Consider the following 11697-nt stretch of genomic DNA (forward strand, 5'->3'; position numbering starts at 1 on the left):
GAATGATCTTGATGTTAAGCAATCTGACGCATATCGATTACCCGCTTTGCCTTTCCTTCCGAACGAGGTAAGGTCGCTTCTGTCACAACTTCTACAGTAACGCTAATCCCAATCATGGTTTTAATGCGTTTCATCAACTCCTGAGCAAGTTGATTGGCCTGTATAGTACAGTTATGACACATCTCTGTACGAATATGCAAAGTATCCATATGTCCTTTTTTAGTCACCAAAATTTCATAATTTGGAACTAAATGCTGAACTTGTAAAATTTGCTCTTCAATTTGGGTCGGGAAAACGTTCACGCCGCGAATAATCAGCATGTCGTCGCTACGACCCACAATTTTATCCATCTTACGCATTGCCAGATTTTCACCCGCCAGTAAGCGAGTCAAATCACGAGTACGGTAACGAATAATCGGTAAGCCTTCTTTGGTAATAGTCGTAAAGACGAGCTCGCCAAGTTCGCCATCTTTGCAAACTTCACCTGTTTCAGGGTTAATAATTTCTGGGTAGAAATGATCTTCCCAAATGGTTAATCCCTCACCCTCACCTAAGCACTGCATCGCAACGCCCGGCCCCATTACCTCAGACAAACCATAAATATCAAGTGCTTTAATATTGAGACGTTCTTCAATTTCACGGCGCAGTTCGTTGGTCCACGGCTCGGCACCAAAAATACCCACTTTTAAAGACGTATTACGTGCAGTACCAAATTGTTGTTCGAGCTTTTCAATAATACTCACGCAATACGATGGCGTAACCATAATTGCAGTCGGTTTAAAGTCCTGAATGAGCTGAACTTGCTTTTCAGTTTGACCGCCAGACATTGGAATAACCGTCGCACCTAAGCGCTCAGCGCCATAATGTGCACCTAGACCACCTGTAAATAGTCCATAGCCATAAGCCACCTGAACCATATCCTTCGCGGTTAAACCGGCCATGCGTAAGCAACGCGCAACAATGTCCGACCAAGTGTTAATGTCTTTTTGGGTGTAACCCACCACGGTCGGTTTACCCGTTGTGCCCGATGATGCATGTAAACGCACAATTTGCTCTTGCGGTACGGCAAACATTCCAAACGGATAGTTGTCTCTTAAATCCTGTTTGGTGGTAAATGGAAACTTTGCCAAATCATCTAAAGTCACGAAGTCATCAGGATGTACACCTGCATCATCGAACTTTTTCTTATAGACCGGACTATTTTCATATACAAAAGTCAGGGTTTGTTTTAACCGTTTAGTTTGCAGCTCTCTAAGCTCTGCAAGTGTTAATTGTTCAACATTATCCGTTGTAAGGCTGTCCATCGCCTATCTCCTCATTATGTAATTTTTAAAACCGTCTAAATTAATTCAAATTTTCCAAAATCAGCGCAACGCCTTGTCCCACACCCACACACATCGTGCAAAGTGCATAGCGTCCACCTCGTTTTTTTAGCTCACGTGTTGCGGTAATTACTAAGCGTGTACCACTCATACCAAGCGGGTGTCCGAGAGCAATCGCACCACCATTTGGGTTCACGCGTTTATCGTCATCTTTTAGACCGAGTTCACGCATACAAGCTAAAGATTGGGCTGCGAATGCTTCATTTAGTTCAATCACATCCATCTGATCTAGCGTTAAACCTGTTTGCTTTAAAATTTTCTGTACAGCCGGAACAGGACCTATACCCATATATTTGGGTTCAACCCCTGCACTTGCAATGCCTATCACGCGTGCTAAAGGTTTTAAACCATGTGTATCTGCAAATTCACGGTTAGTAATTAACACACACGCAGCGCCATCATTTACACCAGAGGCATTTCCGGCAGTCACCGAACCACCTTCTTTTTTAAATGGGGCTTTTAGTTTTGCGAGTGCTTCAAGTGTCGTTTCACGCGGATGTTCATCGAGGTTCACCACATTCACATTCTTCTTACGATCTACAATCTCGACAGGTAAAATCTCATCGTTAAAGAAACCGTTTTGTTGTGCAGCAGCCGTTTTTTGTTGGCTACGCAATGCAAACGCATCTTGGTCTTCACGACTAATCTGATATTTCTCAGCTACATTTTCAGCAGTTTCAGGCATGCTGTCTGTGCCGTATTGCGCTTTAAGTTGCTTATTTACAAAGCGCCAGCCAATCGTTGTGTCATAAATTTCAGGGGTTCGGCTAAACGCTTCAGTTGGTTTAGCTTGTACAAATGGCGCACGGCTCATTGACTCAACACCACCTGCCAACACAAACTGCGCTTCACCAGCCTTAATTGAACGTGCTGCAAGGCCTACTGCATCTAAGCCAGAAGCACACAAGCGATTGACCGTCATGGCCGGAACTGTATCAGGTAAACCAGCCAACAGTGTTGCCATACGTGCAACGTTACGGTTGTCTTCACCTGCTTGGTTAGCGCATCCTAAAAACACTTCGTCTACCGTATTCCACGGTAAGTTCGGGTGTTTATCTTTTAAATATTTGATGGGCAATGCAGCTAAATCATCTGCACGTACAGCACTTAAGGCACCTGCATATCGTCCAATTGGGGTACGAATAAAATCGCAAATTAAAACGTCTTCCATGTTGACTCCTGATTATGCAAATTCGGTCATATCACGTGAATATTGAGTAGCAATGTTTTGAGTTTTCGCTACGTATTGCTTGAGATAGATACTCGCGCGATATTTTTCCTCTCCATACAGTGCATATAAGTTATTTAAGGTTTGGAGCACATAAGCACCGCCCATTTGTGTCAACCACTGGTAAGGACCTTTAGGATAATTCACTCCATATTTCATGGCATTATCAATATCTTCCAGACTCGCAACACCATGTAAACTTGCTTCACAGGCTTCATTAATGAGTAAAGCGATGGTGCGTAAGGTTAACAGTGCCGGATGGTCTTTAATCCACATCACACTCATACCAAACTGCGCAAAGTAAGCCTCAACTTTAGCCAGATCACTTGCTTCACAAAGCTCGTTATGACTGAGTACTAAAGCCTGCGCCTGCTCAAAATCATGATGCCAATCCATTAAAACCACTTTACGGCTTAGGTAATGAATATTGGCAGACTCACCTTGGCTTAAACGCAAGTCGATATCATCAATTTGAAGGATATTGTCGTCGCTCGCAGATCCGCTTTTTAAACCTAAACGGGTTAAAAACGCAGGTAGCTGAGACCAAGTCCCTTTTAGCTGAATATGGGCATCGACTGGCTTGGCAACCACAGCTTGAGGCTGAAATGTCTCGTACTGATTTTTTTCGTTATAGGTATAAAAGCCTTGTTTTGATTTACGGCCCCAAGCACCTGCGTCAACCAATTCTTTTTGAATGAGGCTTGGACGGTAGCGTGGTTCGTAAAAGAACTCTTGGTAAACGCTTTGCGTCACCGAAAAGTTAACATCTTGCCCAATGAGGTCGGTAAGTTCACACGGCCCCATCGCAAAACCGCCGCATTGCTTTAATGCATAATCTAGCTGGTCGTAGCTGGTAACTTGTTCTTGCAGTGCTCTAAAGCCTTCTGCATAAAACGGACGTGCAATTCGGTTAACAATAAAACCGGGAGTCGATTTGGTGAGTACCGGAATTTTTTTCCAGCCCAGCATCAAGTTTTTTAAAGCCAAACATAAGCTGTTTGGTGTTTTTAAGCCTTGTACAATTTCAACCAGTTTCATGACTGGCGCAGGGTTAAAAAAGTGTAAACCTACTACGCGCTGAGGGTGAGCAATACCCGCCGAAATTGCAGTCACTGAAATTGAAGATGTGTTACTTGCAAAAATGGTTTGCTCACTACAAATTTCAGCGAGCTGTTTAAATAAAGCCTGTTTAACTTCTTTTTTCTCAACAACTGCTTCAATCACCAAGTCGGCATCACGTAGTGCTTCAACTTGATTCACCACAGTCAAACGCGCTAAAGCTTCATCAGCTTGCTGTTGTGTGAGCTTGCTCTTTTTAACCAGCTTTTTAAAAGTCTGCTCTAAGCCGTGGGCGGCTTGTTGCGCTTTTTGAGCGTCCAGATCATATAAAACGGTCGAGTGCCCATTAACAATGGCTAACTGGGCAATGCCGATACCCATGGTGCCAGAACCAATAACGGCAATTCGGGCACGAGATAAGTCTAAATCTGTCATGCTTAGCGCCCTTTAAAATTTGGTTCACGTTTATTCATAAAGGCTTGCACACCTTCACGGTAGTCTTCGGAACGGCCCGCAATACGTTGTAAATCACGCTCTAACAACATTTGCTCATCAAAGGTGTTGTTGCTTGATTGATGAATGGCTTTTTTAATGAGAGATAGACCAAATGTAGGCTGTTTTGCTAAACGTTCCGCGAGTTCAGTCACCTTTGTTTTAAGCTCAGCGTCTTCAGCGACATCCCAAATCATGCCCCATTCTTTTGCGGTTTCTGCTGGGAGCTTGTCACCTAACAAAGCCAATCCCATCGCACGCGCATGGCCTACAGCACGTGGTAAAAACCATGTACCCGCAGAGTCTGGAACCAAACCTAAACGGCAAAAGGCTTGTACGAAGTTTGCCGATTTTGCTGCAATCACTAAATCACATGCCAGTGCAATATTTGCCCCTGCACCTGCTGCTACACCATTTACGGCGCAAATCACAGGCTTTGGCATATTTACAATCGTCTTAATGAGCGGGTTATAGTAAGTTTCAATGGAATATCCTAAATCTGGAGCTTCAGCATTTGGGTCAACTACACGGTCACCTAAATCTTGCCCAGCACAGAAGCCACGGCCTTCGCCACTAATCACCACACAGCGAACATCCGGATTTTTGGTCCACTGGTTTAAAACCTCAGCCACTTCACGGTGCATATCAACGTTAAAGCTATTCAGTGCTTTTGGGCGGTTAAATGTCAGGTAGCCAACACCATTTTTTTCTTCAGCAATAATATTTTGATAGTCCATCACTCACCTCTAAACACTGGCTTTCTTTTCTCAAAGAAAGCATTAATCCCTTCGTTTCGATCTTTTGTAGCCGCCAGCCAGACAAAGTTTTGACGTTCAAACTTGAGTCCCTGACTTAAAGTCGTTTCATGAATATTTTTAATTGATTGTTTAATCACGCGAATCGCTAAAGGCGCTTGTTTGGCAATTTTGGCTGCAAGTTGAACCGCATATTCAACGGTTAATTCGGTCGGCACCACTTGACTGCAAATGCCATGTTGCTCTGCCTGTTTTGCCGAAATCATCTCACCTGTCATGGCCCAGCGCATGGTGAGCTGTTGCCCAACCAAGCGTGCTAAACGCTGTGTTCCGCCTGCACCCGGCAACATACCCAAGGTAATTTCAGGTAAAGCAAAACGGGCATTTTCACCGCAAATCACCATATCCGAATGCAAAACCAACTCAAACCCGGCGCCTAAGGCATAACCATTGACTGCGCTAATGAGTGGCTTACTAAACGCATCAATTTTTTGCCAAAGCTTCGGGCGAATATCGAGTTGCAAAGACACGGCGTCCATTGCTGCCAACTCACCAAGATCTGCTCCAGCCGCAAAACACTGGGCATTACCCGTTAAAACCACCGCTTTGACTTGAGCATTATGTTCAGCTTCTTCGAGCAACTCGCATAAACACTGCAATGTTGCATTGTTTAAGGCATTTCTTTTTTCCGGACGGTTTAAGGTTAATAACAAAACACCGTCAGTTGCTGTACTGGCTTTGATCAACTCTTGCATGGCAGCCTCTATTCATCAAAACTCAAACGAACATTTGAGCCTTTTGGTAAGGTCTGACAGCTCAGCACATAGCCCTTTTCGACTTCGTCTTCTTCAAGACTATAGTTAAGGAACATGTCGACTTCGCCTGAAAGTACCTTACAGCGACAGGTCGCACACACCCCACCTTTACAGGCATACGGTAAGTCAGCACCTGCACGTAAAGCCGCATCAAGAATACTTTCATCGTCCTGAGCCACAGAAACAATCAGTTCACGACCATCTAAAATGATGTTTACTTTTTCTTCTTTACGGTTTGCATCCGCTTCAACACTACGTTTACGAGCCTGCCCTGTATGGAAACGTTCGGTGTGGATTCGCTCTTTGGCAATACCAAAGTTCGGCAACGTATTTTCTACGGCATTCATCATTTCGTCTGGGCCGCAGGCAAAAACATGGTCGAAACTCGTTTCAAGCACTTCAAAATCAAAAAGTTGTTTTAGCTTTTCTGCATCAATACGACCATTCATCAGCTCACTATCGTTGAACTCACGAGAAAAAATATTGATGAGTTGAAAGCGTTCTTTGAACTGATCTTTCAAATCCATAATTTGCTCGGCAAACATGGTTTGTTTCCATGAGCGATTGCCATAGAGCAAGGTAAATTTAGCTTCAGGTTGTTCAAACAGAACTTGCTTAACAATTGATAAAATTGGGGTAATACCACTGCCCGCAGCAACGCCTAAATAGTTTTGTCCGCCCATCTTGGCTGCTTTTTGAAAAAACACACCTTGGGGTGGCATGACTTCAAGCACATCGCCCACTTTTAAATGGTCATTTGCCCAGTTTGAAAATTGACCCTGATCAATCTTTTTAACCGCAATGCTGATGTCTTCTTTACCCGCATAGCTACAAATTGAATAACAACGGCGGATTTCACCAGCTTCGGTTAAATGGCGAATGGTTAAGTGTTGACCCGGTTGAAATTGAAATTGTTCTTGTTGTTCAGGTACAACGTCAAATGCAATACAAATTGCCTGATCGGTTTGCGGTGTAATACTTTTTACTTTTAATGGTACAAATTGGCTCATGGCTGATTTCCTTATCTAAAGACTTAAATACATTTGAAGTAATCAAAAGGCTCAAGACAGTCCTGACATTTATAAAGTGCTTTACAAGCGGTAGAACTAAACTCTGTTAACAGTCGGGTATGTCGGCTTTTGCAACGTGGGCACTCGACACCATCATTTAAATGAACGTGAGTCCCACATTGATGCGCCAACCCTTCAGGTGGTGCAATGCCATAAACTTGCAGTTTCTTTTTCCCTGCTTCAGACATCCAGTCCGTGGTCCATGCTTCTGATAAATCGACCATGACTTTGACCGGTGTCAAAGCTTCTGCGGTAAATGCCTCAACAATTTGTGCTTTGAGCATATCTGTTGCTGGGCATCCGCTATATGTCGGAGTTAGACGAACAATAATTTCTTGTTGATCGTTAATTTCTACACCACGAATCATGCCTAAATCGACAACCGATAAAACCGGAATTTCAGGGTCACTTACCGTTTGTAGAACATCCCAACATTGGTCGATGCAATGACGAATCATTTGCATGGCTCACCTCCTTGTCTTACCAGGTCATGCCCGGATAAGTTCTTTGAATACATTGCATTTCAGCCAACAAATAACCTAAATGCTCGGTATGCAATCCTTGTTTCGCACCACGGCGATAAGCACCGTTCATAGCAACATTTAATTCAAAGCGCTTAAGCTCATCCGCAATGGTTTGGTTCCATTGCTCTTTTTCATTTGAAAAATCTGGAATCACGCCTTCTGCAACTAATGCTTTTTCATCTGCACTCAGTTCAAATAATTCAGCGGTAAAGCGCCATAAATTATTTAATCCGTCTTGTACACGTTGATGCGCTTCATCTGTGCTTAAACTTAAACGCTCCATCCAGCTTGTCGAAAAACGGATGTGGTATTTCACTTCTTTTAAAGATTTCACAGCAAGGGCGCTTAATTCAGGAAGTGAGCTTTGCGCTAAAGCCGTAAATAAATGAAGATGGTAATGGTCCATCAACCACTGGCGTACAATCGTTTGTGCAAAGTCACCATTGGGTTGTTCGCACAACAATAGGTTTAAAAACTCACGTTCAGTACGGAAATACGCAAGTTGGTCTTCGTCACGTTTAGCTTCATCATATTGACCAGCCAAAGTCAGAAAGTTTCTTGCCTGACCCAACAAGTCCAAGCCGATATTGGCTAAAGCAATATCAATTTCTAGCTCAGGTGCATGCCCGCACCATTCAGCCAAACGCTGAGATAAAACGAGTTGGCTGTCGCCAATATGTAATAAGAATTTAGATAAAACTGAATGATTCATTTGCCATTCCCCTTACATGTGCTCAATGCCGTCTGGGATATGGTAAAAAGTCGGATGACGATAAACCTTGTCTAAAGAAGGATCGAAGAATTCTGCTTTTTCATCTGGCTGTGATGACTTAATCAGTTCTGAACGAACCACCCAAATGCTAATTCCTTCATTACGGCGCGTATAAACATCACGAGCATGTTGCAATGCGATTTCATCATCAGGTGCTCTTAAGCTGCCTACATGACGGTGGCTTAAGCCTTGTTTACTACGTACAAATACTTCGTAGAGCGACCAGTTGTTTTTATCTTCCATTTTGATTTCCTCAAATTTTTCCATAAATCTTGTTAAGCCACTTTGTTCGCTTCAAGCTGCTGTTTTTTCGCGTAGACTACTGCTGCATCACGAACCCATTTGCCGTTTTCCCATGCTTTACGGCGTGCTTCGATACGCTCGTGATTACATGGTCCACGGCCGGCAATCACTTCATTAAATTCGTGCCAGTCAATCTCGCCAAACTCATAGTGGCCTGTTTCTTCATTGAACTTTAAATCTGGGTCCGGTACTTCCAAGCCAAGTTGCAACACTTGTGGTACGGTGTTATCGACAAACTTTTGACGTAATTCATCGTTACTAAAGCGTTTGATTTTCCACGCCATGCTTTGTGCGCTGTTTGGAGAATGCTCATCACTTGGGCCAAACATCATCAGTGCTGGCCACCAATAACGATTTACCGCATCTTGCGCCATCTGTTTTTGTTCTGGTGTACCGCCTGCCAAAGCCATCATGGCTTCAAAACCTTGGCGCTGGTGGAAACTTTCTTCTTTACAAATACGTACCATTGCACGTGCATATGGTCCGTAAGAGGTACGGCAAAGCGCAACTTGGTTCACAATGGCTGCCCCATCGACAAGCCAACCAATTGCAGCGACATCTGCCCAAGTTAAAGTTGGATAGTTAAAAATTGATGAGTATTTCATTTTTCCATCAATCAACTTTTCCATCATGTCATCACGGTCAGCACCTAATGTTTCTGCTGCGCTGTACAAATACAAACCATGACCTGCTTCATCTTGTACTTTTGCAAGCAAAACCGCTTTACGTTTTAAAGTCGGCGCACGCGTAATCCAGTTCCCTTCAGGCAACATACCTACAATTTCAGAATGGCCATGCTGTCCGATTTGACGAATCAATGTTTTGCGGTAGGCATCGGGCATTTGATCCTTAGCCTCGATCGTAATTTCATTGGCAATATTTTGTTCAAATTTCTGGTAGTTGTTTTCCATTCTTTCATTCCCTGTAGGTATCACCCTTAAATCTATTTTTCGATACACTAAAAACAAAGTCAATCACTTTTTTAGTATCAAATTAAATCTGCCACAATAAAATGCATCAAATCATTGAAATTATTAATTTTAATCCAATTGAAAAAAACCTTTTTACTTTTATAAATCAAAATAAAGTTGACTTTTAAACAAATTAATCTGAAATTATGAATCATATTTTTGCAATTTTTATAATTGACGTATCAAATAAAAAAGGAGTTTGGTCATGCTTGAACAAGCACACCTAGAAGGAACCTCAACTGACACAGATTTTCAGCAGCCTGAGCATCAACTGCCTCATCTGGCTTCTTATGTCTATGGAACATGGCATTCGTCTGACGAAGAACTACGCCCTGTTTATCATGCCATTACAGGTGAATCGATTTATGCCGTAAGTAGTCATGGCATAGATATGAAACGTGTTGTTCAATATGCCAAACAAAATGGTTCAGAACTGGCAAACTGGACATTTCACCAACGTGCCAATTCATTAAAACAAATTGCCCAGCATTTACTTGAACGCAAGGAAGACTTCTACAAACTTGCTTATGCAACGGGTGCGACTCGTAAAGATGCATGGATTGATATTGAAGGCGGGATCCAGACCTTATTTGCTTATTCAAGTCTGGTTCGCCGTGAACTCAATGACGAAAAAATTATTACTGAAGATAGCTGGATTCAACTCTCTAAAAATGGAACTTTTGGTGCTAAACACATTTTAAGCCCTAAAGCGGGTGTTGCTGTTCACATTAATGCTTTTAACTTCCCAATTTGGGGAATGCTTGAAAAGATTGCACCGACTCTACTTGCAGGCGTGCCATGTATTGTGAAACCAGCAACCGATGGCTCCCAATTAACTCAAGCGGTTGTAAAAGCGATTGAAGAAGCACATGTGTTACCGAAAGGTTCGCTACAACTGATTTGCGGTCAGACCTATGACCTATTAGAGCACCTAGGCCCACAAGACTGTGTGACATTTACAGGTTCTGCTTACACAGGCCAAAAACTGCGTAACCACCCTCACCTCAATAAATATTCGATTCCATTTAGTATGGAAGCCGACTCGGTAAACAGTGCAATTTTAAGCCCTGAGGCAAATGAAGAAACTGTCGATTTATTTGTGCGTGAAGTCTTCCGTGAAATGACCACAAAAGCAGGCCAAAAATGTACAGCAATCCGTCGTGCATTCGTTCCTTCAAGTTTGTTAGCGACTGTACAAGAGAAGCTAACTGCCAAACTTGCTAAAGTTGTTGTGGGTGATCCTCAAAAAGAAGAAACCACCATGGGCGCTTTAGCGAGCATTAAACAAAAACATGACGTTGCAGAAAAAGTTGCCGAACTCAGCAAAGACGCAAAAATTGTTTTTGGTGGCAACGATAGCTTTAAATTTAATGCAGACCATCCTGAAAAAGGTGCTTTTTTCGCTCCAACTTTATTGCTATGCGAACAGCCTTTACAAGCGAAGAATGTTCATACCACAGAAGCTTTCGGTCCGGTATGTACACTCATGCCATATCAAAACATTGAAGAACTAGGTGATCTTGTTTTACGTGGTGAAGGTAGCTTAGTGGCTTCAATCGTTAAAAATAACGATGAGAATATTGAACAGATTATCCAAAAAATTGCGCCTTGGCATGGCCGTGTCCATGTACTCGATGCAGAGTCAGCAAAAGAAAGTACAGGACATGGTTCACCACTCCCGCATTTAGTACATGGCGGTCCTGGTCGTGCAGGTGGCGGTGAAGAATTAGGTGGTATTCGCGCCGTTAAACACTATATGCAGCGCACTGCAATTCAAGGTTCTCCAAATAGCCTAACGCAAATTACCCACTCGTGGACTGCCGGTTCGAAAGTTAACGAAGACCGCGTACATCCATTTAAAAAGTCTTTTGATGAGTTAGTGATTGGTGAACGTCTATTAACGGCTCGTCGCACCATAAGTGAAGCAGATATTGTTAACTTTGCTGGTTTAAGTGGTGACTATTTCTATGCGCATACCGACAAAATTGCAGCTGCCGAGTCTTTCTTTGGTGAGCGCGTTGCACATGGTTACTTCATTGTGTCTGCCGCAGCAGGTCTATTTGTAGATGCAGCACAAGGCCCTGTGATTGCCAACTACGGTATGGACAACTTACGCTTTGTTGAACCAGTTAAAATTGGTGACTCGATTCAGGTTGAACTCACCTGTAAACAAAAAACACCTAAACCACAAAAAGACCCATCTCAGCCTGCACATGGGGTTGTGGTATGGGATATTAAAGTCAAAAACCAACGTGGTGAACTTGTCGCAACCTACGACATTTTAACTTTAGTTGCTCGCGAGGCTTAATGTTTAAAATGAGATGGG

Annotated in this window: 11 protein-coding genes; 1 reads left to right on the forward strand and 10 read right to left on the reverse strand. The window is 42.9% G+C overall.

Translation table 11 applies throughout. From position 1 onward, the window contains the following. Positions 1-14: 14 nt before the first annotated feature. The 10 genes from paaK to paaA are packed head-to-tail and all read right to left on the reverse strand — an operon-like array spanning position 15 to position 9311. On the reverse strand, positions 15-1304 hold the full coding sequence (gene paaK / locus AC056_RS15745) for a phenylacetate--CoA ligase PaaK (RefSeq protein WP_077164159.1): 1290 nt from the start codon (positions 1302-1304) through the stop codon (positions 15-17). Between the two features lie 40 nt (positions 1305-1344). Beyond that, positions 1345-2553 carry a 3-oxoadipyl-CoA thiolase gene (gene pcaF / locus AC056_RS15750; protein ID WP_077164160.1) on the reverse strand — a complete coding sequence of 403 codons (1209 nt, stop codon included), beginning with the start codon at positions 2551-2553 and terminating at the stop codon, positions 1345-1347. Between the two features lie 12 nt (positions 2554-2565). Then, entirely contained in the window at positions 2566-4104 is a 1539-nt protein-coding gene (locus AC056_RS15755) for a 3-hydroxyacyl-CoA dehydrogenase (protein WP_077164161.1), read from the reverse strand. A 2-nt stretch (positions 4105-4106) separates the two neighbouring features. Continuing rightward, positions 4107-4898: a 2-(1,2-epoxy-1,2-dihydrophenyl)acetyl-CoA isomerase PaaG gene (gene paaG / locus AC056_RS15760; protein WP_077164162.1), complete on the reverse strand. Its 792-nt coding sequence runs from the start codon at positions 4896-4898 to the stop codon at positions 4107-4109. After that, on the reverse strand, positions 4898-5671 hold the full coding sequence (locus AC056_RS15765) for an enoyl-CoA hydratase-related protein (protein ID WP_077164163.1): 774 nt from the start codon (positions 5669-5671) through the stop codon (positions 4898-4900). The genes paaG and AC056_RS15765 overlap by 1 nt, the downstream gene beginning before the upstream one ends. A gap of 8 nt (positions 5672-5679) precedes the next feature. After that, positions 5680-6741, reverse strand: coding sequence for a 1,2-phenylacetyl-CoA epoxidase subunit PaaE (paaE, locus tag AC056_RS15770; protein WP_077164164.1), 1062 nt, complete (start codon positions 6739-6741; stop codon positions 5680-5682). Positions 6742-6764: 23 nt separating this feature from the next. After that, entirely contained in the window at positions 6765-7265 is a 501-nt protein-coding gene (paaD, locus tag AC056_RS15775) for a 1,2-phenylacetyl-CoA epoxidase subunit PaaD (protein ID WP_001177938.1), read from the reverse strand. A 16-nt stretch (positions 7266-7281) separates the two neighbouring features. Next, the gene (gene paaC, locus AC056_RS15780) at positions 7282-8037 is read right to left on the reverse strand and encodes a 1,2-phenylacetyl-CoA epoxidase subunit PaaC (RefSeq protein ID WP_077164165.1); all 756 of its coding nucleotides are present in this window, start codon (positions 8035-8037) and stop codon (positions 7282-7284) included. A gap of 12 nt (positions 8038-8049) precedes the next feature. Next, entirely contained in the window at positions 8050-8340 is a 291-nt protein-coding gene (gene paaB, locus AC056_RS15785) for a 1,2-phenylacetyl-CoA epoxidase subunit PaaB (protein ID WP_000389648.1), read from the reverse strand. Between the two features lie 32 nt (positions 8341-8372). Next, complete coding sequence (gene paaA, locus AC056_RS15790; RefSeq protein WP_046879723.1) at positions 8373-9311, reverse strand: 1,2-phenylacetyl-CoA epoxidase subunit PaaA; 939 nt, start codon at positions 9309-9311, stop codon at positions 8373-8375. Between the two features lie 265 nt (positions 9312-9576). Between paaA and paaZ the strand changes: the two genes are divergently transcribed. Further along, positions 9577-11679, forward strand: coding sequence for a phenylacetic acid degradation bifunctional protein PaaZ (gene paaZ / locus AC056_RS15795; protein ID WP_077164166.1), 2103 nt, complete (start codon positions 9577-9579; stop codon positions 11677-11679). The last annotated feature ends 18 nt before the right edge of the window (positions 11680-11697 follow it).

Source organism: Acinetobacter genomosp. 33YU (genome assembly GCF_001990725.1).
Taxonomy (GTDB): Bacteria; Pseudomonadota; Gammaproteobacteria; order Pseudomonadales; family Moraxellaceae; genus Acinetobacter; species Acinetobacter seifertii.

What these genes read in the sequence shown, in the direction of transcription:
- paaC (WP_077164165.1), bottom strand. Translation starts at nt 8,037, where the DNA reads ATGAATCATTCAGTTTTATCTAAATTCTTATTACATATTGGCGACAGC.
- paaA (WP_046879723.1), bottom strand. Translation starts at nt 9,311, where the DNA reads ATGGAAAACAACTACCAGAAATTTGAACAAAATATTGCCAATGAAATT.
- AC056_RS15765 (WP_077164163.1), bottom strand. Translation starts at nt 5,671, where the DNA reads ATGCAAGAGTTGATCAAAGCCAGTACAGCAACTGACGGTGTTTTGTTA.
- paaB (WP_000389648.1), bottom strand. Translation starts at nt 8,340, where the DNA reads ATGGAAGATAAAAACAACTGGTCGCTCTACGAAGTATTTGTACGTAGT.
- AC056_RS15755 (WP_077164161.1), bottom strand. Translation starts at nt 4,104, where the DNA reads ATGACAGATTTAGACTTATCTCGTGCCCGAATTGCCGTTATTGGTTCT.
- paaD (WP_001177938.1), bottom strand. Translation starts at nt 7,265, where the DNA reads ATGCAAATGATTCGTCATTGCATCGACCAATGTTGGGATGTTCTACAA.
- paaZ (WP_077164166.1), top strand. Translation starts at nt 9,577, where the DNA reads ATGCTTGAACAAGCACACCTAGAAGGAACCTCAACTGACACAGATTTT.
- pcaF (WP_077164160.1), bottom strand. Translation starts at nt 2,553, where the DNA reads ATGGAAGACGTTTTAATTTGCGATTTTATTCGTACCCCAATTGGACGA.
- paaG (WP_077164162.1), bottom strand. Translation starts at nt 4,898, where the DNA reads ATGGACTATCAAAATATTATTGCTGAAGAAAAAAATGGTGTTGGCTAC.
- paaK (WP_077164159.1), bottom strand. Translation starts at nt 1,304, where the DNA reads ATGGACAGCCTTACAACGGATAATGTTGAACAATTAACACTTGCAGAG.
- paaE (WP_077164164.1), bottom strand. Translation starts at nt 6,741, where the DNA reads ATGAGCCAATTTGTACCATTAAAAGTAAAAAGTATTACACCGCAAACC.